At 69.6% G+C, this 23,543-nt stretch carries 26 protein-coding genes; 8 read left to right on the top strand and 18 right to left on the bottom strand.

The window, feature by feature from the left end:
* The first annotated feature begins 35 nt into the window (after positions 1 to 35).
* The 4 genes from U3653_RS21925 (at position 36) to U3653_RS21910 (ending at position 4,856) form a co-directional block, all read left to right on the top strand.
* Positions 36 to 1,328: a cytochrome P450 gene (locus tag U3653_RS21925; protein ID WP_397070985.1), complete on the top strand. Its 1,293-nt coding sequence runs from the start codon at positions 36 to 38 to the stop codon at positions 1,326 to 1,328.
* 177 nt (positions 1,329 to 1,505) lie between these two features.
* Positions 1,506 to 2,795, top strand: coding sequence for a cytochrome P450 (locus U3653_RS21920; protein ID WP_324722438.1), 1,290 nt, complete (start codon positions 1,506 to 1,508; stop codon positions 2,793 to 2,795).
* Positions 2,796 to 2,805: 10 nt separating this feature from the next.
* Complete coding sequence (locus U3653_RS21915) at positions 2,806 to 4,029, top strand: cytochrome P450 family protein (RefSeq protein WP_195081617.1); 1,224 nt, start codon at positions 2,806 to 2,808, stop codon at positions 4,027 to 4,029.
* A 326-nt stretch (positions 4,030 to 4,355) separates the two neighbouring features.
* A complete protein-coding gene (locus tag U3653_RS21910; protein WP_195081618.1) occupies positions 4,356 to 4,856 on the top strand; it encodes a flavin reductase family protein in 501 nt (166 codons plus the stop codon).
* Between the two features lie 32 nt (positions 4,857 to 4,888).
* Here the strand turns inward: U3653_RS21910 and U3653_RS21905 are convergent, their stop codons facing one another.
* The 3 genes from U3653_RS21905 to U3653_RS21895 form a co-directional block, all read right to left on the bottom strand.
* A complete protein-coding gene (locus U3653_RS21905; RefSeq protein WP_195081619.1) occupies positions 4,889 to 5,755 on the bottom strand; it encodes a TIGR03619 family F420-dependent LLM class oxidoreductase in 867 nt (288 codons plus the stop codon).
* Positions 5,752 to 6,126 carry a MerR family transcriptional regulator gene (locus U3653_RS21900; RefSeq protein ID WP_195081620.1) on the bottom strand — a complete coding sequence of 125 codons (375 nt, stop codon included), beginning with the start codon at positions 6,124 to 6,126 and terminating at the stop codon, positions 5,752 to 5,754. The genes U3653_RS21905 and U3653_RS21900 overlap by 4 nt, the downstream gene beginning before the upstream one ends.
* Positions 6,127 to 6,248: 122 nt before the next feature.
* A complete protein-coding gene (locus tag U3653_RS21895) occupies positions 6,249 to 7,115 on the bottom strand; it encodes an alpha/beta fold hydrolase (protein ID WP_195081621.1) in 867 nt (288 codons plus the stop codon).
* A 64-nt stretch (positions 7,116 to 7,179) separates the two neighbouring features.
* On the opposite strand from U3653_RS21895, the gene U3653_RS21890 reads away from it, so the two are divergent.
* Together U3653_RS21890 and U3653_RS21885 are read left to right on the top strand one after the other, a co-directional pair.
* Positions 7,180 to 7,764, top strand: coding sequence for a TetR/AcrR family transcriptional regulator (locus U3653_RS21890; protein ID WP_323124311.1), 585 nt, complete (start codon positions 7,180 to 7,182; stop codon positions 7,762 to 7,764).
* A 186-nt stretch (positions 7,765 to 7,950) separates the two neighbouring features.
* Positions 7,951 to 8,691, top strand: a complete 741-nt coding sequence (locus U3653_RS21885; RefSeq protein WP_195081622.1) for an IPT/TIG domain-containing protein — start codon at positions 7,951 to 7,953, stop codon at positions 8,689 to 8,691.
* A gap of 140 nt (positions 8,692 to 8,831) precedes the next feature.
* Here U3653_RS21885 and U3653_RS21880 read toward each other — a convergent pair whose 3' ends face one another.
* The 4 genes from U3653_RS21880 to U3653_RS21865 form a co-directional block, all read right to left on the bottom strand.
* Positions 8,832 to 9,893, bottom strand: coding sequence for an NAD-dependent epimerase/dehydratase family protein (locus U3653_RS21880; RefSeq protein ID WP_195081623.1), 1,062 nt, complete (start codon positions 9,891 to 9,893; stop codon positions 8,832 to 8,834).
* Between the two features lie 162 nt (positions 9,894 to 10,055).
* Positions 10,056 to 10,301, bottom strand: a complete 246-nt coding sequence (locus tag U3653_RS21875) for a hypothetical protein (protein WP_067809689.1) — start codon at positions 10,299 to 10,301, stop codon at positions 10,056 to 10,058.
* A 43-nt stretch (positions 10,302 to 10,344) separates the two neighbouring features.
* Complete coding sequence (locus U3653_RS21870; RefSeq protein WP_067809656.1) at positions 10,345 to 10,671, bottom strand: plasmid stabilization protein; 327 nt, start codon at positions 10,669 to 10,671, stop codon at positions 10,345 to 10,347.
* A 129-nt stretch (positions 10,672 to 10,800) separates the two neighbouring features.
* Positions 10,801 to 11,964 (bottom strand): lipase family protein, encoded by a 1,164-nt coding sequence (locus U3653_RS21865; RefSeq protein WP_195081624.1) that lies wholly within the window; start codon positions 11,962 to 11,964, stop codon positions 10,801 to 10,803.
* A gap of 428 nt (positions 11,965 to 12,392) precedes the next feature.
* On the opposite strand from U3653_RS21865, the gene U3653_RS21860 reads away from it, so the two are divergent.
* The gene (locus U3653_RS21860; RefSeq protein WP_195081625.1) at positions 12,393 to 12,797 is read left to right on the top strand and encodes a hypothetical protein; all 405 of its coding nucleotides are present in this window, start codon (positions 12,393 to 12,395) and stop codon (positions 12,795 to 12,797) included.
* 5 nt (positions 12,798 to 12,802) lie between these two features.
* Here the strand turns inward: U3653_RS21860 and U3653_RS21855 are convergent, their stop codons facing one another.
* The 3 genes from U3653_RS21855 to U3653_RS21845 all read right to left on the bottom strand — a co-directional run bounded on the left by U3653_RS21855 (position 12,803) and on the right by U3653_RS21845 (position 15,050).
* A complete protein-coding gene (locus U3653_RS21855) occupies positions 12,803 to 13,873 on the bottom strand; it encodes a DUF2293 domain-containing protein (protein ID WP_195081626.1) in 1,071 nt (356 codons plus the stop codon).
* 129 nt (positions 13,874 to 14,002) lie between these two features.
* Entirely contained in the window at positions 14,003 to 14,401 is a 399-nt protein-coding gene (locus tag U3653_RS21850; RefSeq protein WP_195081627.1) for an NUDIX hydrolase, read from the bottom strand.
* 52 nt (positions 14,402 to 14,453) lie between these two features.
* The gene (locus U3653_RS21845; RefSeq protein ID WP_195081628.1) at positions 14,454 to 15,050 is read right to left on the bottom strand and encodes a TetR/AcrR family transcriptional regulator; all 597 of its coding nucleotides are present in this window, start codon (positions 15,048 to 15,050) and stop codon (positions 14,454 to 14,456) included.
* A 218-nt stretch (positions 15,051 to 15,268) separates the two neighbouring features.
* On the opposite strand from U3653_RS21845, the gene U3653_RS21840 reads away from it, so the two are divergent.
* Positions 15,269 to 16,261: an NAD-dependent epimerase/dehydratase family protein gene (locus U3653_RS21840; RefSeq protein ID WP_195081629.1), complete on the top strand. Its 993-nt coding sequence runs from the start codon at positions 15,269 to 15,271 to the stop codon at positions 16,259 to 16,261.
* A gap of 15 nt (positions 16,262 to 16,276) precedes the next feature.
* Here the strand turns inward: U3653_RS21840 and U3653_RS21835 are convergent, their stop codons facing one another.
* From U3653_RS21835 to U3653_RS21800, 8 genes are all read right to left on the bottom strand, one after another.
* Positions 16,277 to 17,047 (bottom strand): SDR family NAD(P)-dependent oxidoreductase, encoded by a 771-nt coding sequence (locus U3653_RS21835; protein WP_195081630.1) that lies wholly within the window; start codon positions 17,045 to 17,047, stop codon positions 16,277 to 16,279.
* Positions 17,048 to 17,122: 75 nt separating this feature from the next.
* On the bottom strand, positions 17,123 to 17,965 hold the full coding sequence (locus tag U3653_RS21830) for a helix-turn-helix transcriptional regulator (RefSeq protein WP_195081631.1): 843 nt from the start codon (positions 17,963 to 17,965) through the stop codon (positions 17,123 to 17,125).
* A 27-nt stretch (positions 17,966 to 17,992) separates the two neighbouring features.
* The gene (locus U3653_RS21825; protein ID WP_323124312.1) at positions 17,993 to 19,228 is read right to left on the bottom strand and encodes a cytochrome P450 family protein; all 1,236 of its coding nucleotides are present in this window, start codon (positions 19,226 to 19,228) and stop codon (positions 17,993 to 17,995) included.
* Entirely contained in the window at positions 19,225 to 20,496 is a 1,272-nt protein-coding gene (locus U3653_RS21820; RefSeq protein WP_195081632.1) for a cytochrome P450, read from the bottom strand. The genes U3653_RS21825 and U3653_RS21820 overlap by 4 nt, the downstream gene beginning before the upstream one ends.
* Complete coding sequence (locus U3653_RS21815; protein ID WP_195081633.1) at positions 20,493 to 21,128, bottom strand: GTP-binding protein; 636 nt, start codon at positions 21,126 to 21,128, stop codon at positions 20,493 to 20,495. Before U3653_RS21815 ends, U3653_RS21820 begins: the two co-directional genes overlap by 4 nt.
* Positions 21,109 to 21,474 (bottom strand): DUF742 domain-containing protein, encoded by a 366-nt coding sequence (locus tag U3653_RS21810; RefSeq protein WP_195081634.1) that lies wholly within the window; start codon positions 21,472 to 21,474, stop codon positions 21,109 to 21,111. The genes U3653_RS21815 and U3653_RS21810 overlap by 20 nt, the downstream gene beginning before the upstream one ends.
* On the bottom strand, positions 21,471 to 21,887 hold the full coding sequence (locus U3653_RS21805; protein ID WP_195081635.1) for a roadblock/LC7 domain-containing protein: 417 nt from the start codon (positions 21,885 to 21,887) through the stop codon (positions 21,471 to 21,473). Before U3653_RS21805 ends, U3653_RS21810 begins: the two co-directional genes overlap by 4 nt.
* Positions 21,884 to 23,284 (bottom strand): sensor histidine kinase, encoded by a 1,401-nt coding sequence (locus tag U3653_RS21800; RefSeq protein WP_323124313.1) that lies wholly within the window; start codon positions 23,282 to 23,284, stop codon positions 21,884 to 21,886. The genes U3653_RS21805 and U3653_RS21800 overlap by 4 nt, the downstream gene beginning before the upstream one ends.
* Positions 23,285 to 23,543 lie beyond the last annotated feature (259 nt).

Here is a 23,543-nt window from a genome sequence, read left to right as displayed (position 1 = left end):
CTGCTCGTCGAACGTTCCGACTTTGGAGTCACGTTTTGACCCACCCACAGTCCTCGACATCGTCCTCCCTCGGCGGCTGCCCGATCCCGCACGGGTCCCCGGTCGGCGCCGACGGCCCGCGGATAGCGCTCTACACGGACGATTTCGCGGCGGATCCACACCATGTCTATCGAGAAGCACGCGCGCGGTACGGTTCGCTGGTGCCGGTGGAACTGTCACCGGGCGTGCCCGCGACGCTGGTGATCGGTTATCACACCGCGTTGCGCATCCTGAACGATCCCGATCATTTCCCCTCCGATTCGCGGACCTGGCAGCAGACCGTGCCCAGCGACTGCCCGGTCCTGCCCCTGCTCGAGTGGCGTCCGGCCGCGATCCGCAACTCCGGCCAAGAGCATGCCAGGTACCGGCAGGCCACGGTCGCGGGCATCGAGGAGATCGACCAGTTCGCGCTGCACAACACCGTGGAGCAGATCGCCGTTCCGCTGATCAACTCCTTCTGCGGGGACGGCTCGGCGGACCTGATCGCGCAGTACGCCTTCCCGCTGGCGTTCGCGGTGATCAACGCGATGCTCGGCTGCCCGCCGGACATCGGGCAGCGGGCCGCGATGGGACTGGCGGCGATGTTCGAAGGCGTTGACGCCGAGCAGGGCAACGCGATGTTCAACGACGCGATGTCGGACCTGGTGGCGCTCAAGCGATCTCATCCCGGCGACGACATCGTCTCCCGGATCGTGCGCCACCCCGTCGACTTCGACGACGAGGAGATGGTCCAGCAGGTGCTGATGCTCTACGGCGCGGGCATCGAGCCGCAGCAGAACCTGATCGTCAACACGCTGCGGCTGATGCTCACCGACCAGCGGTTCGCCGGCGGCATCCTCGGCGGCAGCCTGTCGACGCGGGACGCGCTGGACGAGGTGCTGTTCACCGACCCGCCGCTGTCGAACTACTGCGTCACCTTCCCGCGGCAGCCGATGCTCGTCGACGGCGTCTGGCTGCCCGCCCACCAGCCGGTGGTGATCAGCATGGCCGGATGCAACAACGATCCGGCCATCAACACCGGCGCCTACACCGACAACCGCGCTCATCTGGCCTGGAGCGTCGGGCCGCACACCTGTCCGGCTCGGTCGGTGGCCTATCTGATCGCCCAGGACGCCATCGATCAGCTGCTCGACGCGTTGCCCGAGCTGCGGCTGGCCGTCCCCGCCGAGGAGCTGAGCTGGCGGCCCGGTCCGTTCCATCGGTCGCTGACCGCACTGCCGGTGCTCTTCCCGGCATCCCCGCCCCTGCCGGGCTATGCGTCGCAGCCGGAGGGCAGCGCGGCGAGGTAGCCGCGCTCTGCTCCGGCGAGCCGACATCGCCGCGTTCCGATCCGGAAGGAGGTTGCCGCTCAGAGGTCGTCGTGCACACAGCTGATGAGGGTGTGCGCCGGCCTGTCACCGATCCCACGCATCACGCCGGCCTACGCCGTCGCGGCGCGCCAGCGCCCGGTCGATCGCGTTCGTCGCATGTTCGTTCCTCTGGAGTTTCGTCTTTTGACCACGCCACACTTCCCGCCGTCCACTTCCGCGAACGGGTGCCCCGTCGCGCACGGCTCGCCGATCGACACCAGCGGCCCCCGCTACCCGCTGTATTCGCAGGAATACGCCCAAGATCCGCACGGGGCATACCGTGAAATGCGCCGCAGGTACGGTTCCCTCGTCCCGGTCGAGCTGTCGCCCGGCGTGCCCGCCACCTTGGTGATCGGCTACCACACCGCGCTGCGCATCCTGAACGATCCCGATCATTTTCCGGCCGATCCGCGGATCTGGCAGAAGGACATCCCGGGCGAGTGCCCGGTCCTGCCGATGCTGGAGTGGCGGAAGAACGCGCTGCGCAGTTCGGGCCTCGAGCATCTGCGCTACCGGCAGGCGAATGTCGCCAGCATCGCCGGGGTCGATCTGCACGCGCTGCACGGAACGGTCGAGCAGATCGCCGTCCCGCTGATCAACGCCTTCTGCGAGGACGGCGCGGCGGATCTGATCAGCCAGTACGCGTTTCCGCTCAGCTTCGCTGTGCTCAACGCCATGATCGGCTGCCCGCCCGACATCGGCCAGCAGGTCGCGACCGGTATGGCCGCCATCTTCGAAGGCGTCAACGCGGACAAGGGCAACGCGATGCTCAGCGACGCGCTGTTCGAACTGGTGCAGCTCAAGCGCAAGGAATCCGGCGACGACATCACCTCCCGGCTGCTGCGGCACGAAGCCGGGCTGGACGACGTCGAGATGATCCATCAGCTCATCACCCTCTACGGCGCGGGCATCGAACCGATGCAGAACCTGATCGTCAACACGGTGCTGCTGATGCTCACCGACGAACGTTTCGCGGGGGATTTCCTCGGCGGGAGCCTTTCCACCCGCGACGCCCTCGACGAGGTGCTGTTCAACGATCCGCCGATGGCCAACTACTGCGTCAGCTTTCCGCGCCAGCCCATCCTCATCGATGACGTCTGGCTACCCGCGCACCAGCCGGTATTGATCAGCATGGCCGGATGCAACAACGATCCGGCGATCGGCGTCGGGCAGCGCACCGACAGCCGTGCCCATCTGGCCTGGAGCGTCGGCCCGCACGCCTGCCCCGCCCGGTCGGCCGCGTACCTGGTGGTGCAGGACGCGATCGATCAGATTCTCGACGCGCTGCCCGAGATGCGGTTGGCCGTGCAACCCGATCAATTGAGCTGGCGGCCAGGGCCGTTCCACCGTGCGCTGGTGTCGCTGCCGGTCGTCTTCCCCGAATCCCCTCCGCTGACCGTCTTCTAAGGAGTCCCCGATGACCACACAGCCCCTGGTCCTAGACCCGACGGGCGCCGACATCCAGGGCGAGTCCGCCCGCATTCGCGCGCGCGGGCCGGTGACGCTCGTCGAATTGCCTGGCGGCGTGCGTGCGTGGTCGGTCACCGACGCCGACGTGCTCAAGCGGTTGCTGGCCGATCCCAGGGTGTCGAAGGACGCCAAGCAGCACTGGCCCGCGTTGATCAACGGCGACATACCGCAGGACTGGCCGCTGCTGCCGTGGGTCGCCGTGAACAACATGTTCACCGCCTACGGCGCCGATCACCGCAGGCTGCGCAAACTCGTCGCGCCCGCCTTCACGCACCGCCGCACCCAGGCGATGCGACCGCTGGTCGAACAGATCACCGCGGACCTGCTCGACGCGCTCGCGGCGACACCGGCGGGCGAGGCGGTAGATCTCAGGGAAGGTTTCGCCTACCCGCTGCCGATCCAGGTCATCAGCGCGCTGATGGGCGTTCCCGAAGCCCTCAACGCGGGTCTGCGCACCTGCGTCGACGGCATCTTCGACACGTCGCTCGGACCCGAGGAGTCCCAGGCGAACTATATGGAGATGTACCGGATCCTGGGCGAGCTCGTCGCGTACCGGCGGGAGACGCCCGGCGACGACATGACCAGCCTGCTGATCTCGCACCGGGACGAAGAGGACGGCTCGCAGCTGACCGAGCAGGAGCTGATCGATACGCTGCTGCTCGTGATCAGCGCCGGGCACGAGACCACGGTGAACCTGATCGATCAGGCCGTCTTCGCGCTGCTGACCCACCCCGACCAGCGTGCCGAGATTTCCGAGGGCCGTGCGGCCTGGACCGATCTGATCGAGGAGGCGCTGCGGTACGAGTCGCCGGTGGCGCACCTGCCGCTGCGCTTCGCCGCCGACGACATCGAGATCGCCGGTCTGCGCATCACCAAGGGTGAACCGATTCTCGCCTCCTACGCCGGGGCCAACCGCGATCCGAATCTGCACGGTCCCACCGCGAGCGAGTTCGACGTGCGGCGAGCGAGCAAGGAACATCTGGCCTTCGGCTACGGAGCGCACCACTGCCTGGGTGCGCCGCTGGCCCGGCTGGAGGCCGAAGTCGCACTGCCCGCCCTCTTCCAGCGGTTCCCGAACCTGCGCTTGGCGGCCGATCCCGCCGAACTGGGCACCGTGTCCAGCTTCATCTCCAACGGGCACGCCAGGCTGCCGGTGTACCTGGCGGACTAGCGGCCCGATCCGCGCCTCCGGTAGCGGCCGGAGGCGCGGATCCGCGCGATGCCTCGATCGTGCCGGATGCGCTCGCAATGTGGCGACCGCCACCATGCGTTTTCGGTGTCGGCGCGGAAGTCGTTGTGGTGGACTATCATCCACGGCAACGTAGATCGGAAAGAGCCGATCTACCGGCCGTCGCTCGGGCGCCCCACCCTTGCCGGCATCAGCGTCTCAGACGCCTTGCCGCCACGGTTGTAGGGTGAGCGCTGCTCGTCCCGGCATGTTTGCGCGACGATCGCGCGGGCATCCGGGGAAGACGTCGTATCACGCTGGGAGGACCGATGGCTACCGAAGACCGGACCGCAGTGTTCGACGCGGTGGTCGCGGCGGCGGACTATCCCGTGCTGCTGGTCACCGTGCAGGCGGCCGGCCGGCGCGCCGGTTGTCTCGTCGGCTTCGCCACACAGGTCAGCATCGAGCCGCGCCGGTTCCTGGTCGGCCTGTCCAAGAAGAACTACACCTACCGGGTCGCGCAGCACGCCGACCGGCTCGCGGTGCATTTGCTGGGCAGCGAACAACTGTCCCTCGCGCGGCTTTTCGGCGGTGAGACCGGCGACGACATCGACAAGTTCGTGCATTGCGACTGGCACGCGGGCCCCGGCGGCATCCCGGTGCTCAGCACGGTGCCCAGCTGGTTCGTCGCTCGCATCCGCGACCGGTACGACCTCGGCGATCACGTCGGAATGCTGCTGGAGCCCGAGGACGCGGCGGTGTTGCGGCCCGCCGCGGAAACAATGCACTATCACTCGGTCGCGGATCTGGTTGCGGGACATACCGTCTGAGTAGGTTAGGGGCCGCCCCCTCGGCGTGAACGCTACTTCAGTGCGTTCGCAAGATCGAATCGCGCGGCGAAGGCGGACAACTCGTCGCGGGCGCGCTGCGGGTCACCCGTGCTCGCGCTCACCACGATGCGCGTGACACCCTGATCGGCCAGTCCCTGGACCCGCTCCACCGGCATGTCGATCGATCCCCACCGCGTGTATTCGAACGCGCCGGGATCGCGGCCCGCCGCGCTCGTCGCGGCGCGGGCTGTCTCCAGCTGGGCAGCGCGTTCGGCCGGCGCGAGCATCCCGCCCGGGCAGTAACCGTCGCCGCGGGATCCCGCGCGCCGCGCCGCGGCGCGGCTCGATCCGCCGACATGGATCGGCAACGGCTCGCCGCCCACGGGTTTCGGGTAGCTGCACAGGTTCTCGAACCGGAAGAACTCGCCGTCGAAGCTCACCCCCTCCGCGTCACCGGACCACAGCAGCCGCAGCACGTCGATGGCCTCGTCGGCGCGACGGCCGCGGGAGGCGAAATCGACGCCGACGGCTCGCGCCTCACCGGGGAGGGTGCCGAGCCCGACCGTGAGCAGGCGCATGCGGCCCTTGGACAGCACGTCGATCGTCGCCAGGCGCTTGGCCAGCACCACCGGATGGTGATAGGGCAGCAGCAGCACCGCCGTGCCGAGCAGGATCCGCTCGGTGGCGGCGGCCACGAAACCGAGCGCGTCGAGCGGATCGGCGAACGGCACCGTCGGCGTGATCTCCATCGGCCCGACCGTCGCCCCCGGGTACAACGCGATGTGCTCGGGCAGGTAGATCGCTTCGAATCCGCAGCGCTCGGCATGCTGGGCGTAGCCGATCAACCGGTCCGGGTTGACGCCGAAGAAGGGGGTGCTGTAGCTGACCGCGAACTTCACCTCGGCTCATCGATCCGGTCGAACTCGCAGGCCGCCGCGAGCCGCGCGCGCAGATGGGTCCGTACGTGCTCCAGCCGCGTCAGGTAGGAATCGACCTCGGCCAGCTTGCGCCGCAACGTGGACACCGAATCGGGGCAGACGTCCCCGGAGCCGTTGCCCGCCCGCAGGCAGGCGACGAACGGGCGGATGTCGTCGAGATCGAAGCCCGCACCGAGCAGTTCGCGAATCTGCGCCACGATCAGCACCTCCCCGTCGTCGTAGGAGCGGTACCCGTTGGCGGCGCGGCGCGGCCGCACCAACCCGTGCTCCTCGTAATAACGCAGGGCGCGCGTGCTGGTGCCCGCCCGCTGCGCCAGTTCGCCGATGCGCATCCGTCCTCCTTCGCCTCCGCTACCGCGACGCTAAACCTTCTCGTCGGCGTCAAGGCAAGCCGCCGCGCTGCCTGCCGGGGGGAGAGCTCATGCGCTGGTGGCACGTCGGCATTCGTGCGGCGCTAGCGTGGCGCAGGCCTGTCGCGCCCAGACGCGGTGGTGTCGAGCAGGAACGCCGACATCGCCTCGGCCACCGCGGCGGGCTGATCGAGCATGGACAGCACGTACGCGTCGTCGATCTCGACCAGCCGCGCCGCGGGAATGAGGTCCGCGAGCCGACGGCCGTGCTCGCGCGGCATCACCTTGCCCGCCGACGACCACAGGATCAGCGCGTCTCCCCGGAAGTTGCGCAGTGCTTCGGTGTTGGCGATCAATTCCTCCCGGGGGAACCCGGACCTGGTGTAGGCGAGCAGGTCCCGGCGGATTCTGGCGTCGCGCAGCCCCGGCTCGGTCCAGCCGCGCACCAGCGCGTCGGGCAACGGTCGCCGCGCCATCCAGCCGAACAGCAATGGCGATCGGCGCAGCCACCGAATGCGCAACTGCCGCAGGGCGAGTGAGATGCCGCCCGGCAGATAGGCGGCGACGGTGGCCATCTTGCCGGGCAGGCCGGGCGGGAAGTTGTCGAACGCCTCGCACGGCAGCACGATGAGCCTGCCGACGCGTTCGTCCAACCCGTAGGCGGTGAGGAACAGCGCACCGCCCCAATCGCTGTGCACGAGCGTGACCTCGTGCAGATCCAGCGCGGCGAGGAAGTCGGCGATCAGGTGATTCAAACCGCGCAAGCTCAGGTCGACGCCGGGACGCAGTGGCAGGGGATGGGCGCCGAGCGGCAGGTCCGGCAGCACGTACCGGAATCCGTCGGGCAAGGCGTCGAGCACCTCGTCCCAGACCGTGTGGTTCATCAGCAGGCCGTGCAGCAGGACCACCGGGGGCCCCTCGCCGCGCTCGACATAGTGCACCCGGCCCGCGGGCAGTTCGATCTCAGGCATGTCCGCCTCCGTTCGAGCGATCGCTCTAGAGTATTTGCTCTAGTCTGGGAGGGTGACCGAGAAGATGTCAACCAGCACCCGGGAACGCCTCGTCACCGCGATGGCCGAGCTGATGCGGACGCAGGGCTACGCGGGCACCAGCGTCAAGCAGCTCACCGTCGCCGCTCGGGCCCCGATGGGCTCGCTCTATCACCACTTTCCCGAGGGCAAACCGCAGGTCGCCGCCGCGGCGCTGCGCACGTCCGGCGCCGCGTACATCCAGTTGCTCCCGCTGCTGCTCGACGCCGACGACGACCTGCGCGAAGCGATACCAGCGGCCTTCGCCGCGGCCGCCGAACAGATCGAGCAGACCGGCTGGATCAACATGTGCCCGGTCGGCACCGTCGCTGGTGAGGTCGCCGACAGCGAACCCGCGCTGCGCGAGGTCGCCGCCGAAGTCATCGCCTCCTGGATCGGCGACGGCACCGACTACTTCGTCCGTCGCGGCCTGTCCGCCACGGACGCCCGCGAACTCATCCTCGCCGTTCTCACCAGCCTCGAGGGTGCGTTCGTCCTCAGCCGCACACTGCGTTCGACGGAACCGCTGCGCGCGGCGGGCCGGTCGGTGCGCGCCCGCATCGAACAGATGCTGGCCGGGGTGCGCCACTAGTGCTTCCCGGATTCATTCGCCGGTCGAGCCGTACGGAAACGGACGAAATCGGACCAGAACAGACCAAAACGGATCGCGATATATATTGCCGGGCAACGTTTCCGGAGCGTTAATGGTTACAGCCGGGCTTCCTGAAGGTCGAGCACCCCCGGTACAGGAAATCAACGCTGAAAAGGGGGCAGAGTCATGCCTACTGTAACTTCTGTATCTCCGACCACCGGCCCGGCTTCGGGAGGAAATAGCGTGGTCATCACCGGAACCGGATTCACGGCGCAGCCGACCACCGTGCGATTCGGCGGCACGGCAACGACTTTCACACTGGATTCCACTACGCAGATCACCGCGATCGCTCCGCCCGGAACCGGGACGGTACAGGTCACCGTCGCCAACGCGGACGGAACCAGTAATGGTGTTCCCTACACCTATGTCGTTCCTGTTCCCGCGGTGGCATCGGTCATTCCGAATTTCGGGCCCGCGAGCGGTGGAACACTGGTTTCGATCGTCGGTACCGGATTCACCGGAGTTACTTCCGTCAACTTCGGCGCCACACCGGCCACGTTCTTCGTCGCGATTTCCAGCACGCTGATAATCGCCATCGCCCCGCCGGGAACGGGCACCGTTCCGGTCACCGTCACCAATTCGGCCGGGACGAGTCCGGGCGTGCCGTTCACGTATGTGTCCGTTCCCACGCTGGTATCGATCACACCGAATACGGGTCCGGTGACGGGCGGCACCGCGGTCACGATTTCCGGCAGCGGGTTCACCGGCGCCACCGGTGTGTTCTTCGGTTTCCTTCCGGCGGTGTCGTTCACGGTGAATTCCGATACGCAGATCACCGCGATCACCCCGGTGGGGCTGGGTCCGGTACCGGTCACCGTCACCGGACCGGGTGGTATCGCCACCGGCGTCTTCTTCACCTACGTCTGACACAGCCGCAGGTCCGGGCTCGGGATACGAGTCATCCGAATCCGAAGGGGCCGTTCATGACGGTGGACGGTCCCTTCGGCCGGCCCGTGCGCGGATCGTCGGATTCGTGGCGATCGGTCGCGCCGCGCCCGGCCGAGAGGTCAGCCGACGCCGACTTCTCGGCCACCGACTCCGGAGGCGAACTCCTTCCAGCGCCAGGGTCCGCCCGCGTCCGCGGCCAGCGGCGGGGTGTCATCGCCCGCGCCCGCGCGCAACCCGGAGAGCAGGTGGCGCAGAGCGTCGACGGCGGTGAACCGCGGCGTCCAGCCCAGCTCGGCCCGTGCGCGGCCGGTGTCCATGATCGGCAGATGCAGCACCCCGTCCAGCAGGTCAGGGGTCGCGGGCAGCGTGCGAGCGTGCCAGCCCATCGCGAGCGCGGCGCGCGCCAGCGAGGGCGGCACGGACACCACCCTGGCGTCGAAGACCTCGGCCAGCCGGGAGCGATCGATCACCGGTTCGGCGGCCAGGTTGAACGGTCCGCGGGCGTCGGTCGCGATGGCGAGGGCATAGGCGCGGCCGACGTCGGCGCTGTGCACCGCCTGGAAGCGCAGACCACGGGGAATCGGCAGAATCGGCGGGAGGCCGGGCCGGATCAGGCGATTCGGCAGCAGCGGTCCGGCGAACAGACGACGCTGCTGGCTGGCGGTGTGCCTGCGGAAGATGAACGCCGGGCGCATGCGAACCACGCGGCGATCCGGATTCTCGGCCTCGAACCGGTCCAGCAGCCGTTCGACGTAGGCCTTCTCCCGCATGTACGCGGCAGGCGGCCAGCCATCGGTCGGCCAGCTCTCCGGCACCGGCTCGTCGCTCTGGCACGGGGAGTAGGCCCCGACCGAGGAGGCGTAGACCAACGCGGGTACCTGGGCCGCGGCGACCGCGCGCAGCACGCGTTCGGTGCCGCCGACGTTCGCGCGCCAGGTGACCATGGGCTGATGGGTGGGCTGGAACAACCAGGCCAGGTGCACGACCACGTCGGCTCCGTGGAAGTGGGCTTCCAGGTCGTCGGTGCGCACATCCGCGCGCACCCACTCCACGCCCGCGCGAGGTTTGCCCGGCACGCGCCGGGCGATCCCCACGATCGAACCGACTCCCGCTTCCGCCGACAGTGTCTCCAGCACGCTCGTTCCGACGTTTCCGGTGGCACCGACCACGACGACGCGCATATCCGCTCCTTGGCTCGGCGACGAGGTTCGTGAGCGACTTACCCAGGATCGCCGCGACGACACCGGCCACCGGATTTCTCCCGGCTCGGCCGCGCGGAACCTGCGCACAGCGCGGCGGGCCGGAGCCCATTCGGCTCCGGCCCGCAGGCTCATCGGAAAACGTCACATATTCGATTGCGCGAGACGGTTGGCCAGGAGTTCCTTACCCATCCGGCCGCCCTTGCGGCTGTCGGCCTGCGCCTTGCGGAAGAACTCCACCAGCTCGGTGTCCCCGGCACGTTCCGCGTCCTGGATGAACGTGTCCAGACGCAGCGCGTTCTCGAGGGACGCCTCGACGAACCAGATCAGGTTGTAGTCCTTGTCCCTGGTGCCGGTGATGGTGCCCGTTTCTTCCTGCTGCTTGGTCATCTCCACTCCTTTCGCTTCTTCGTCGCCGAGCTGCGCGCCGGGCTCAGTCCCGTCCGAGCGCGTGCGCCAGCTCCTTCTTCGTCATCTTCGAGCGGCCTTCGACATTGCGCTTCTTGGCCTCGTTGTACAGCTGGTCCCGCGTCGGGCCCTGGGCGCCGCTGTGCGAACGCTGCCCGCCGCGCTGCTGCGGAGACTTGTCGTCGGTCGACGTCTTGCTCGCGGTCTTGGACTGCCCGGACTGCGCACGGTTCTTGTTGACCGTGCGTGCGGCCATCTCCTTCGCGCGTCCGGTGCTCGCGCCCCGGGATTTCGCCGAATCCTTGATGTGCTCGTACTGGCGTTCCTGCTTGTCGGTCCAAGCCTTCGGCATGTCATCACCTCCTGTATCTGCGGTCTACCCCGGGAATCTGCGCGCAATCCGGATCGGGCCCGGCTCGCGCGCCGGGCCCGTCACCCGCGACCACCGCCCCGGAGGCGGCGAACCGACGGCAGGCTCGCGTCAGCAGGTGCTGGGCGCGGGCTCGCCGCGCACCCGGCTCTGCAGCCACGGCAGCACCGAGGGCGCGCCGAGGACCGCCGCGGTCAGATGCTCCGCGTCGGGCACGCGCAGTGTCTGCACGGGCACCCCGGCCGAGCACCAATGGCGGTTGGTGTTGTCGATGGCATCGATCGGAATCAGCGGGTCGCTCGGCGAATGCCATTCGAAGATCGGTGTTTGCGGGGCGTTCGGGTAGAGCTCCACGCTGTTCTCCTCGACCACCGACCACGCGCCGGGCGTGGTGTCGAAGACCGACGCGGAGGTCACGTAGTCGCGCGCGTTGCCGTTCATGCCCGCGGCGAGAATTTCGTTGGTGCAGCTGTTGGCCATCTCGTCGCGCAGCGCGAGGCCGCGCTCGTTGAGCGACTGGCTGGTCGGCACGCGGTCCGGGTATTCCCGTTCCAGCCCGATCGCCGTCGCCATGGCCAGGCCGAACGCCGGATGCGGTTCGAATCCCAGCGCCTTGGCCATCGTCACCAGGTTCATCGGGGCGCCGCCGATGGCCGCGCCCGCGAGCCGCAGTTCCGGCGCGTAGGTCGGCTGCAGCGCGGCCGCCCATGCCGTGGCGAGGCCACCGCCGGAGTAACCGGTCAGCGCGATCGGGCTGTTCTGCAGGCCGAGTTCGGGGAGCCGCTTCGCCGCGCGGATTCCGTCCAGCGTGATCTGGCCGCCCAGACGTCCGGCGCCGAGCGCGAACTGCGGACCGAGATGATCCGGCAGCGCGATACTCCAGCCCTGCGCCAGCAGGACGTTCAACATCCCTGTCGAAGCCGACAGGTTCAGATCGTTGGAGTAGAGCAGGTGCGATACCGCGCAGTGCGTGCCGAGCGAGTTGATGAAGTGCTGATACGACAGCAGCGGCATGTCGGGACGATGGCCCAGCGGGGTGAGGATCGTCGTCGTCGCCGAGATCGGCGCGCCATGCGAGTTCGTGGACCGGAACTCGACGAGCCGGACGGTGGTGCCGGGGAAGAGCGCGAGCGGGGGCAGCATCCGCGTGTCGAGCACATCGCCGGGCTGGTGTGCGCCCACGTCCGCCGGGGCGGCGTAGAACGGGTCCGGGTCGGGATACGGATACAGCGGTTCCGCGGCCGCCGCCGTCCCGATCAGGAGAGTGAGTGCCATTCCGCCGCACGCGCCGATGGCGCGGACGGAACCGATGGTTTTTCTGCCGAGGAATCGAAGAAACGGACGAGTCACGACCTTGACCTCCAGGGGTAGTTCGCCGTATTCGCCGAACAGTGGTCTGCCTCAAAGTGCCTTCGTCGGCAAACTATCAGCAACATGCCGGGCTGAGTCATGAATGCGCGAAAAACCTTTTGGCATCAGTTAAAACTGAGGGTTTTCATCGCGCTCGCGCAATGTATCGTGATGGCTGGCAACCAACCCGCACAGCTCTTCGTCCGCGGCGGAGCCCGCACACCCGCGCCGGACCCGTTCGTTTGTCACTTCGCGATGAAAAGCATGCCTACCAGGGGTTGCGGTGCGGGGCGAGCACGGCTTGGCTGGATCACATACACAGCGACGAGGCGCAGGGCGAGGAAGGAGCGGTCATGTCCAAGACAGCCACCGAGAAGGTCCGCCAGTCCGGTTCCGAAGCACCGGAGACGGCACGTTCCGCGCCGTCCACCGAGACCGGATCGCCGGCCGGCTCCGACGCCGCGACCACCGAGCGCGGCGGGTTGCGCGTCCCGATCCCGACGCTCGGGATGCGGATGGCGCGAGTGCCGCTGCTACCAGGGCCGCGCACCGTGGCCACCGGAGTCTCCTCGGCCACCACGGCGGTGCGCGACCGGGTGCCGGACCGTGAGTCGTTGCTCTATTTCGGCGGGCTCGGCGCGGCGGCGGTCACCGGATTGGTGTCGTGGCCGGTCGCCGGAGCGATCGGCGTGGGCGTCTGGGTGGCCGAGCACGCCCGCCGCTCGCCCGCGGCGGCGGGAGACGGGGCCGAAGGATGACCTGATCACGGCGACTCGGGAACGGCAACGATATTGCAACGTCTTCCGTCGCGCCAGCTGTCGAGGACGCGGTCGACGGTGGGCCGGATACGGGTTCTGGCCTCCGGGCGAGGGACGCCGGTCATGAGCAGGTTGTCGTAATCGGTGTCGCGGTGGCGGATGGAGGCTATGACGGCCAGGGTGAGGGCTTCGGGGGACAGGAGTTTGGCGGCGGCGGTGCGGCCTACGCGGCCGCTGCCCCGGGCGGCGGCGTGTTCGGCGATCTCGGCGGCACGGTCGGCGGGGCAGCCGGGGAACAGCCGCCGGATCTCGGCGGACATGCGGGCGCGGTATTCGTCGTCCTCCACGGCGCGGCGGACGCGGTCGCGATCGCGGCGGCGCGCGCGGGCCTCTTCGTCGGCGAGGCATTGCTGTTCCGCGCGGGCGAGGGCGGCCTCTTCCACGAGGATGCCCAGCCGCTCGTAGCGCTTGCGCCGCCGGTTGAAGCGGACCACCACGGCGGCGAGGGTGCTCTTCTTCTTGGCTCGCCGGCTCAGCGCCGCGTTCCCGGCGGGCAGGAACTCCAGATGGTCGAGGTCCGAGCAGGTAAGACATAGAGGACCGGCCGCGGAGGTGATCAGATACGGGCCGGTCTCGGCGCATTCGGCGCACGTCCACGACTCCGCGGCCTCGATCACGGTGAGATCAGGGGCGCGGTTCTGGCGTTGGACGACCTGTTCGCGCCGCGCCGGGCTGAGGTCCGCCGAGAGCCAGTGCACTCGGAACACCTCGTCTTCGCCGTGGTCGACGAAACGCAGCGCCTCGCGATCGCGCCCACCCGACAGATACGCCGCGGTGCTCGCGCTGAGCCCGTGTTCGCGGGCCCACTCGCCCAGTAGGTCCGCCGCCTCCCGTAACCGCCGCCCATCGACTGCCGTGAGCTGCTCCAGCGACCGCACCTGCCCTTGCCGCCAGCGATCGACCTGACCGGACCGCACCCAGCCCAGCACGGTGAACACATCGACCGCCGACACGTACTTGCGTTGCACGAGCGACGCTTCCGCAGCTTCGACTACTCGCCGCTTCAGCTTGGACACGGGTTCGCACCTTAGCGCACGCCGGGGAATCCACTCGAAAGCCGAAGAGCCGGAACAAGCGGCAACCGCGCTCGGTCCGGAAATCACCGAGCAGGTGGGCCGGCGCGCAACGGCGGGCTCGCACGCCGCCTACCAGTCGACCGCGCCGAGTTCGTGCAGTCGGCGGAAGACCATCATCGAGCCGGGGGCCACGTGATCCATGGCGGCGTACTCGCTCACCGTGAAGTAGCGCAACTCGGCGATCTCGCTGGTGGGACGCGGCTCGCCGTCGAGTTCCGCGGTGAAGCAGGTCATGTGCAACCGGGTGCCGGGGGAGTGCCCGTACGCCTCCGCCTGGAACACCCCGAGTTCGTCGTAGGCGACGACGCCGACGCCGAGTTCTTCGCGCACCTCGCGGTGCAGCGCCGCTTCGGGTGTCTCGCCGGGGTCGATCTTGCCGCCTGCCATGTAGAAGACGTCCTTGCCCACCGAGCGCGCCTGCAGCAGGCGGCGATCCCGGACGTGGGCCAGCGCGGCGGTGCGAATCACCGGCCCACTGTACTGAGCGGCGCGAACCCGACGCCAACCGGAATCGGGCGGCTCAGCGCTCCGGCACGGCGCGGTGCAGCAGTTCGCCGATGCGCCGGTGGATCTGCGCGGTGTCGTCGCCGTCGGCGACGAATTCCAGGAACAGCGCCGCACCGGCCGCCAGCGCGATGACGGCCCTGGCGTCCAGCTCGGACCGCGCACGCGATTCGGTGTCGCCCGCGGCGAACAGCGCGGCGGCCGGGGTGCTGAATCCCGCCCACAGCCGGTCGCGCAATTGCCGATCGCGGTCGAGTGCGGTCAACAGCCCCGGGACGGCGGCGCGAACGTCGTCGCGGGCGAACAGTTCCCGGCTGCCGCGCAGCACCCACTCGATCCACCCCTGCTGGTCGGCGCCCTCGAACGGGCCCAGATCCGGTGTCTCACCCAGCACGGCGTGCAGCACCAATTCGGCCTTCGATTGCCAGCGGCGAGCGATCGACGCCCGGCCGACGCCGGCGCGCGCGGCCACCGCCCGCACGCTCAACTCGTCCCACCCCACTTCGACCAGCATCTCCCGGACGGTCGCCAGCACCCGCTGTTCGACCGACTCGTCCCTGGGCCTGCCCGCGCTCCTGCTCGCCGCAGGCGGGTCCTGCGCCGTTTCGCCCATGCCGCTCCCTGACTTCCATTACGATGCCACTGGCATCGAATTTGTGCCGATGCTTCCGATGTGCGGCCATTCTCGCGTGTGCGGCGGGCATGGGCGGTGGATCGGACGGCGGAACCATGCTGACGAAGGATCGAAATGGGTGGACACATACCGGCTGAGACCGGCACGGCGGCGAGCGCCTGGACGCCGACGACCGGACGCGACGAGGGATAGCCGGTATGCGAATCGCGGTCACCGGCGGCACCGGCTATCTCGGCGCGCACACCGTCTCCGCGCTGTTGCGGGACGGGCATCAGGTCGTCCTGCTCGTTCATCCGAGCGAGTCCGTCGCGGAGGTCGTCGGCATGTTCGACGCCACGCCCGAGGCGCTGTCGGTGCTGCCGGGCGACATCAGGGACCCGCGGACGGTGGAGAAGTTGCTCGTCGGATGCGACGCCGTCCTGCACGCGGCGGGCGTCGTCGGCACCGACAACCGCCGCGAGCAGTTGATGTGGGAGGTCAACGCGGACGCCACGGCGACCGTGCTCGCCCGCGCGACGGCGCTCGGACTCGACCCGATCGTGCACGTCGCCAGCTACAGCGCGCTGTTTCCCAGCCCCGATCCGGTCATCACGCCGGACAGCCCGACCGCGCCGGGGCGCAGCGCCTACGGCCGCACCAAGTCCGCCGCCGACCGGATCGCGCGTGCGTTGCAGGCCACCGGTGCCCCGGTCGTGATCACCTATCCGTCCAGTGTCGTCGGGCCCGGTCTCGGGACGCAGGCAGGCATCACCTCCGACGGCTGGGGCGCCATACTGCGGGCCCGCGTCGCTCCGCGAATCCGGGGCGGGATGCAGATGATCGACGTCCGGGACGTGGCCGCCGTGCACGCCGCCGTCATGCGCCCCGGTCTCGGCCCGAGGCGCTATTTGTGCGGCGGTCACCTGGTGGCGTTCGACGAAATCGTGGACATCTTGGAAAGCGCTGCCGGACAACGCATCCGCCGGATCCCGGTGCCGAAGGCCGCGCTGCTCGGACTCGGACGGCTCACCGACGCCGCCGCCCGCTTCCTCCCGATCAGCGCGGGCCTCAGCTACGAGGCCGCCTGGTTGCTGACCACCGCCACACCGACCGACGACTCCCGCACACTGGCCGAACTCGGTGTGCGTTGGCGGCCCATCGGCGAAGCGATCATCGAATCCGTGCGCGGGGAAACGGGTTCCCGCGCATGACGCGGTACGCGCCGGTCAGATCATCTCCCGGGAAATGGCCGCGACCAAACCGCCGTCGATGATCAGGTCCTGCCCGTTGACGTAGGACGCCTCGGCGGACGCGAGGAACGCCACGGCGTCGGCCACGTCCTCGGCGGTGCCGAGCCGGCGGCTGGCCACTTCGGCGAGCACGGCGGTGTGCGCGTCGGGGCTGACGTTGTCGTGGAACATCGGAGTCTCGATATAACCGGGGCTCACCGAGTTCACCCGGATCCCCTTGGGCCCCAATTCCGCGGCGAGGCTGCGCGCCAGGTTGTGCACGGCCGCCTTGGTGGCCGCGTACAGCGACGCGCCGGGCAGGCCGCGGTGCAGGGTCCACGACGCGTTGATGACGATCGCCGCGTGCTCGGACAGCAGCGGCAGCGCCTTCTGGACGGTGAAGAACACACCCTTGAAGTTGATGTCCACGACGCGCGCGAACTCGTCCTCGGTGATCTCGGCGTTCGGCTGGAAGGACGCGACGCCCGCGTTGGCGAACACGACGTCCAATCGGCCGTGCCGGTCGCGGACGGCGGCGGTGAGCGCGTCGAGATCGGCGAGGCGCGCCGCGTCGGCCTGGATCGCGAGCACCCGTTCCCCTCCGTGCAGCGCGTCGACCGCGGCGTCCAGCCGGGCCCTGTCCCGGCCGGTGATGACCACCTGTGCGCCTTCGGCGAGCAGCCGTCGCGCGGTGGCCAGCCCCATGCCGCTGGAGCCGCCGGTGACGAGTGCGACCTTGCCGTCGAATCGGGAGTTGTTGTGCGTCATGAGAGTCAGCGTGCCGAAGGTCGGCGCGGGCGAACAGTGTCCAGTCGACCTAGGTCTGGCGCCACCAGGCTGCGGTCACGCCGGGGCGGTGAGCGCGACGCGCATCAGGTCCTCCACCCGCTCCGCGCTTTCCGGCTGCGGGTTGTAGAGCACCAGGAACCAGCCGGGGTGGCCGGCCACCGCGAGGGTGGTCGTGTCGAACACCAGGTCGCCGGCGTCGGGATGGCGTACCGCCTTCACGGCTTGGACGGCGGCGTCCACGTCGTGGCGGGCCCACAAGCCGGCGAATTCGGGGCTGGCGGCACTGAGTTCGCCGACCACCCGGCCGAATTCGGGATCGTCGGGAGCGTAGGCGGCGTCGGCGCGGAAGGCGGCCACGACGGCGGGCGCGATCGCGGCCCACGCCACGTGCATACCGCGATACCGGGGGTTGCGGAAGAAGGAGACCAGGCAGTTGTGGTCGGCGGCGGTGAATCCGAAGACGGTGCGCGCCATGTCGTTGACCGCGAGCAGATTCCAGTAACGGTCACGCAGCACGGCGGGCCGCGCTCCCCACGCGTCGAGCAGTCGGCGCAACTGCGGGGTGACCTCGGCGTCACGGCCGGGGCCCAGGGGCGGCGGGTTGAGACCGGCGAGCAGATACAGATGCCGTCGTTCCGGGCCGGACAGGCGCAGCGCCGCGCCGACCGCGTCCAGCACCTCCGCCGACACCGTGATGTCGCGTCCCTGCTCCAGCCAGGTGTACCAGGAGACGCCGACTCCGGCGAGCAGCGCGACCTCCTCCCGCCGCAGGCCGGGTGTCCGCCGTTTGCCCACGGTCGGCAGGCCGACGTCTCGCGGTGTGAGCCGGGCTCTGCGGGTGCGGAGGAAGTCGCGCAGCTGCGCGCGCCGGTGCGGCGCCGGGGAATCACTGGCCATGGGCACGGTAACAACCGATGCGCCGGATCAGTTCCCCAGATACACCGGGAACGCCTCGAGATCGTTCTGGGTGAGCACCGGCAGGTTGCGGATCTGTTCGACCGGCACGGCGAAGCGCAGGCCGGGGAAGCGGGCGAACAAGGCGGGCAGCGCGATGCCCGCTTCCAGCCGGGCCAGCGCCGCGCCGGGGCAGATGTGCGGGCCGTAGCCGAAAGCCAAGTGCCGGTTGGCCGTCGGGCGGGAGACGTCGAAGTCGTCGGCGTCCTCACCGTGCACGGCGAGATCCCGGCCGATCGCGCGGTAGGACATGACCACGCCTTCGCCTTTCTCGATGACGGTGTCGCCGACGGCGATGTCCTCGGTGGCGAAACGCATCAGCAGATGGGTCACCGGGCTGTCCCAGCGCAGGGTCTCCTCCACCGCGTCCGCCCAGGTGCGGTCCCCGGCGCGGACGGCGTGCAACTGCTGCGGCCGCTGGAGCAGGGCGCGCACGGCGTTGAGGATGAGACCGATCGTGGTTTCGTGCCCGGCGGCCACCAGCGCCTTCAGGTTGCCGACCACTTCCTCTTCGGTCAGCGGCTCGATGTCGTCGCCGCCGACGATGAAGGCGCTGGTCAAGTCGTCGGTCGGGTCAGCGGTCTTCTTGCGCACCAGGTCGGTGAAGTACACGTCCAGCTCGTCGATCACCCGCAATCGCTCGTCCTGCGGTGTCAGCAGTGAGAAGAACGCCTTGTACCAGTCGAGCAGCATCGGGTGGTCGGCACGGTCCACGCCCATGAGCTCACTGATGACCCGCATCGGCAGCGGATAGGCGAACACCGACTTGAGGTCGACCGCCGCCCCGTCGCGCCCGGCCGCGGCGAGGTCGTCGAGCAGTTCGGCGGTCATGCGCTCGATCGCCGGACGCAGCGCGTCGAGCCTGCGCTTGGTCAGCGCCTGGGTGGTCTTGATCCGCAGCCTGCGGTGCTCGGGACCGTCGACGGTGAACATGGAGCGGCCCGCGTCGATCATGCCGATCAGCGGCCACTGCCTGGTCACCGCGCCGGACCGCCACAGCGCCCACGCGTCGATGTTCTTGACCAGCCTGGTGTCCACGAGCAGCTGCCTGGCCAGCGCGTGGTGGGTGACGGTCCAGGCGGGCACGCCGAGCAGCTCGATCCGGGTGAGCGGGCCTGCGGCGCGCAGCCTGCTGGTCTCTCCGGCGAGGTCACCGACCATCGGATCGATGACAAGGGCTGCTGCGTGCGGGCATTCTCTGGTCACGGGGTACCTCCGACGGCGCGAACGGGTGTGAAGCGGACGGGCAGGGACGTCATGCCGCGCAGGAAGGCCGACGGCCGCCGGACCAGGTTCTGGGCCGGCACCGCCAGATCGAGGTCGGGCAGCCGGTCGAGCAGGACCTCGATGCCGGTGCGCGCGATGACCTCGGCGATCTCCTGCGCGGGAAACGGGCAGCGGTATTCGCCGTAGCTGAACGCGAAGTGCGCGCTGTTGCCGGTGTGCGCGGGGTCCGCGCCGTCGGAGACATGCTGTCGCACATGGGGATCGGCGTTGGCCGCGGCCAGGCCGAGTAGCAGCATGTCTCCGGCCCGGATGACCTTGTCACCGAGCCGGGTGTCCCGCGCGGCCCATCGCCCGGCGAGGATCTGGGTCGGCGTGTCCTCCCACAGCACTTCGTTCATCGCCTGGCCCACGCTGTGGCGCCCGCCGCCGAGCGCGGCGGCGAACCGGTCGTCGGTGAGCATCAGCCGCACCGAGTTCCCGATCCAGTCGGCCGTGGGCAGATATCCGGCTGCGGTGATCGCCATCAGATCCAGGACGTATTCCTCGTCGGTGAACGGACCGGGATGCGCCAGCATCCAGGACACCAGGTCCGCGCCCCGCGCGACCTTCTTGGTCGCGAGCAGGCGCCCCATGTGCTCGCCGAACTGCTGATGCGCGGCCTGGGCGTCGGCGCCGCCGTCGGCGAGGGTCTTCATCGTCCACGCCAGCCGCGGGCCGTCCTCGTCGGGGAAGCCGAGGACGCGCGCCAGGGCCAGCACCGGCAGCGGCTCGGCGAAATCGGCGACCAGCTCCGCTTCCCCCCGCCCGCAGAACGCGTCGATCAGGCGGTCGGCCAGCTCCTCGCACGCACGGCGCAATGCGAAGGTGTCGATCCTCTCCAGCGCGGGTTCCACCATCGCCAGGTGCCTGCGGTGCTCCGCGCCCGCGGTGAAATAGATCGACGGCATCGGCTGCCCGACCATCGGCAGCAAGGGCCAGTCCGGAGGGATGTTCGGCCACTGGTTCCACCGCCCCACATCGCGGGGGAACAACTCGGGATCGCTGGTCACCTGATGCAGTTCGCGGTAGCCGATGACCAGCCACGCGGGAACGCCGCCCGGCAACTCCACGGCGACCACCGCGCCGTGCTCCCGGCGCATCTCGTGATAGAGCTGATGCGGGTCGGTGTGAAAACGCGGACCGCTCAACGTGACCGGCGCGGTGTGGACAGGGCAGCTGTCGGTGGAGCTCGGCGCGGGCGTGGTCATGACGCGGCCTCCGGAGTGGGGAGCAGGGCGGCCGGGGACGGCGCGCGGGAATAGAGGTGTTCGACCAGGGCGATCAGCACGCCCTTGCCGGACTCGCGCGAGCGGGCGTCGCAGTCGATCACCGGCACGTGCGGATCCAGGTCGAGCGCGTCGCGGACCGCGTCGGGGCGGTGGCCGTCGCCGAAGTCGTTGCAGGCGACGACGAACGGCGTCCGCTGGTGTTCCAGCCGGTCCACCGCGTACCAGGAGTCCGCGATCCGGTCCGGGTCGACTAGCACGATCGCGCCGAGCGCGCCGGTGAACAGCCGATCCCAGAGAAACCGGAACCGCTCCTGCCCCGGCGCGCCGAACAGGTAGAGCACGTGCTCGTCATCGATGGTGATGCGCCCGAAGTCGAAGGCGACGGTCGTGGTCGATTTGCCGGGCGCGCCACTGGGATCGTCGATCCCGAGCCCCTCGTCGGTCATGATCGCCTCGGTGTCCAGCGGCCGGATCTCGCTGACCGCGCGGACCATCGTCGTCTTGCCGACGCCGAAACCCCCGACGATCACGATCTTCAGCCCCCGCGTCGCCGCAGGGTGCAGGGGCGCGTCCGCGCGGGCGGGACGCGGATCAGAGTTTGCGAAGTCCAACGAGCACCTTCTCGAGCGTCGTGGTGTCGGGCAGGCAGTGCCACGGCGAACCGGGCGGACCGGCTTGGGGCGGGCGAACGGTGATCTTGCCCGCGAGCAGCAGGTCCGACAGCAGGATGGTCGTGATGCCGACCGGAATCCGGAGCTCGGCGGCGATTTCGACGACGGAGGTAGGGGCCTGGCACAGCTCGAGGATCGCGACGTGCTCGGACTGCATGCCGGACGCCGGCGCGCATTCGCTGACCACCAGAGTGACCAGATCGAAGGTGTCGGAGTCCGGTTTGCTCCGCCCGCCGGTCAGCGTGTACAGCCGATCGGGGTCGTCGTCGCGGCCTGGTCTGCTCACGACACGCCCGCTCCAGGGAAGCGCGGCGTGGCCGCCAGATGTTCGCCGAGCTGTTCCACCAGCTCCCGCATGTTGTGGCCGACCAGCCCGGCGTCCGCGTCCTCGGCGGCGACGACCGCGATGTGCGCGCCCAGCCCGGCTTCGACGATGAACAGGATGCCACCGTAGAACTCGGTCATCGATTGGCGCACCCCGGCCCGGCCGTCGCCGAATTCCACCGACGCGCCGTGCGAGAGGCTCTGGATACCGGCCGCGATGGCGGCGAGTTGGTCGGCGCCGTCCACGGTGAGTTCGGGTGTGTGACAGATCTTCAGCCCGTCGCTGGACAGCAGCAGGGCATGCCTGCTGCGCGGCGTGCGGGTGAGCAGCTGTTCCAACAGCCAGCTCAGCTGGGCGGTCTCGGAGGTCGTCATCGTTCGTGCTCCACGGAGACGGAAGGGACGGGGGGAGTGGCGGCGGCGCTGCCGCTCGCGGAGCCGGTCACCGCGCGCTGAAACGCGCCGAGCGAGTCCGGTCGTGCGGCGGGAGGGATCGGTGCGGCGGGCTCCGGCGCGGCGAGGCCATCGGGGTGCACGGCGGCCAGCGTGCTGCCTCGACGCCGCTTGGGAAGTGTCCGGGTGGCGGCGGGAGCGTCGTCCGCAGTGGACGGACGCACGGGCCGCGGCTCGGCGGACGCGTGCTCCGGCGCGGCGGTGCGGGCGGGCTCTCGCGCGACCGGCAGCGTGCCGGTGGTGGTGGACGGGTGAGGGCGCTCGGCGCGGGTGGTGAGGTCGCGCGGGATCACCACGACCACGGCGGTGCCGCCGATGGCGGAAGGCCGGAACGAGACGGTGAGCCCGTGCTTGCGCGCCAGGTTGCCCACGACGGCCAGGCCGAGTCTGGTTCCGGTCAGCGAGGACAGGTCGGCTCCGGCCCCGCGGGCGTCCGGCCCGGTGGCCGAGACCGCCGCCTCGGCCCGGCGCAGCGCCGACTCGCTCATCACCAATCCGCTGTCCTCGATGGTGATGATCACGCCCGCGGGCACCTCGGCGGCGTACACGTGCACCTCGGTGGTGGGCGGGGAGAAGTTGCAGGCGTTGTCGAGCAGCTCCGCGAGCGCGTGCATGACGCCTTCCGCGGCGTGACCGGAGACCGCGATGTCGGCGATCGCGCGCAACCGGACCCGTTGGTAGCCCGCGACGCGGCCCATCGCGCCACGCAGAATCGATTCCATCGCAATGGGTTTGGCCCAGCGGCGGCCCGATCGCGCGCCGCTGAGCACAGCGATGCTGTCGGCGAGCCTGCCCGCCTGGGCGGTGCGGTGATCCAGGTGCAGCAGGTCGGCGAGCACGGTGGGATCACCGTGGCGATGCTCCATCTCGCGCAGCTCGGCGAGCATGCTGGTGGTCATCGCCTGCATGCGGCCCGCCGCGCCCGCGAAAGCCGCCATGGCCGCGGCGCGACCGCTCTCGCTGTCCTTGGCGCGCGCCTCGTATTCGGCGACCGCCGCGGCCGCGGCGGCGATCTCGGCTTCCGCGCCGCCGGCGACGCGCGCTCGGTCCTGGACGGCCTGCCCCGCGTCCCGCTGGGCGTGCCGCGCTTGCCGTCGGAAGTGGACCGCCGCCGTCGTGGCGGCGCACAGGGCGATGGCCGCGGCGGTGGCGCCCGCCGCGAGTGGGATCCGGAATTCGGCGGGCGCGTAGTACACCGCCGCCGTCACGATGGCGGCGCTCGCGATCAGGCAGGCCGACAATATCGCGTACGGCGGTTTCGGGTGTCCGACGACGCCCTCGCCGCGCCCGCTCGCCGACGCATTCAACAACTCTGACAAATTCCGTACTTCCGCACTCGCGCTTGCCGCAGGAAACGGCACAACTGCCCTCGTCCGCGTGCATCGGCACCCCAAATACGCAGACCGACAAGCAGTTTCGAAATATCGCGGCCCGAGCATAGCGGCGTGCGCGATGCGGCGCCACTCGGGCGGATTTCACGAGAAGGCGGCGCGGGGGATTTTTTCGCTGCCGTGCCGATGCTCGGATTACGCTGACTACGGCCGAAAAATGTGGCGCGACCGCGCGCTCAGCGCGAAA

It is taken from the genome of Nocardia implantans (genome assembly GCF_035544775.1).
Classification (GTDB): domain Bacteria; phylum Actinomycetota; class Actinomycetes; order Mycobacteriales; family Mycobacteriaceae; genus Nocardia; species Nocardia implantans.
Note: the sequence above shows the minus strand (reverse complement) of the source record. Positions and strands in the feature narration are given on the sequence as shown.